This is a genomic window from Sphingomonas sp. Mn802worker (assembly GCF_000382485.1).
In the GTDB taxonomy this organism is placed as follows: domain Bacteria; phylum Pseudomonadota; class Alphaproteobacteria; order Sphingomonadales; family Sphingomonadaceae; genus Sphingomonas.
Genome location: NZ_AORY01000008.1, coordinates 1 through 987, shown reverse-complemented (window position 1 = coordinate 987; position 987 = coordinate 1). Strand labels below are relative to the sequence as shown.

1 pseudogene is annotated in these 987 nt (G+C 66.2%); it reads left to right on the top strand.

Annotated features, from left to right (window positions below):
- Positions 1-972, top strand: a pseudogene (locus SMN802W_RS16745) (IS3 family transposase); the annotation flags it as partial.
- Positions 973-987: the final 15 nt, after the last annotated feature.

Below are 987 nucleotides of genomic sequence, written 5' to 3'. Positions count from 1 at the left end.
TTGAAAGATTTGCTGTCAAAAAAGTGGTGACGCCCGCCGCGAAGCGGCAAGCGGTCGCGCATCTCCAGGCGACGTTGGGGATGAGCGACCGGCGGGCGTGCATGGTCGTCGGGGCGGACCGCACGAGCATGCAGTATCGCTCGTGTCGGGGAGATGATGGCGACCTGCGGTCGCGTTTGCGTGAGTTGGCGCAGCAGCGCCGGCGGTTCGGCTATCGGCGTCTGCACATCCTGCTGCGCCGGGACGGCATCACGATCAACCGCAAGAAGACCCAGCGGCTCTACCGCGAGGATCGTGCCGGAACAGGCATCGATCCGGGGGATCGATTTCCCGGCATGACTGACGGTCAGGCGCCGGAAAGGACGAAGGCGCGCGGTTGGGGCGCGCGCGCCCGCGCCGGTGCTGGCGCTCCCCAACCAGCGCTGGAGCCTGGACTTCGTGCACGACCAGCTCGTCACTGGCCGACGGTTCCGCGTGCTTAACATCGTCGACGACGTGACGCGCGAATGCCTTCGTGCAGTGGTGGACACGTCGATTTCGGGCCGGCGGGTCGAGCGCGAGTTGACCGATCTGGTCGCCGAACGCGGCAAACCGACGATGATCGTCAGCGACAACGGGACCGAACTCACCTCGAACGCGGTGCTTGCCTGGTCGGGAGATGTCGGCGTCGAATGGCATTACATCGCGCCGGGCAAGCCCACGCAGAACGGGTTCGTCGAGAGCTTCAACGGTCGCATGCGCGACGAGCTGCTCAACGAGACGCTGTTCTTCACCATTGGTCGGGCCCGCTCAATCCTGGCGCGCTGGGTCGACGACTACAACACCGAGCGGCCGCACTCGTCGCTCGGCTACGCCACTCCGGCCGCGTTCGCTGCCGGGCTCGAACAGCAACGGGCGGGGTTAACCCCGCCCGTTGCTTCACCTGCGCTCATGCGCGACAACACCGGTCGGTCTCTGGTTGCCGCTGGATGAAAGACCGGGGTCACC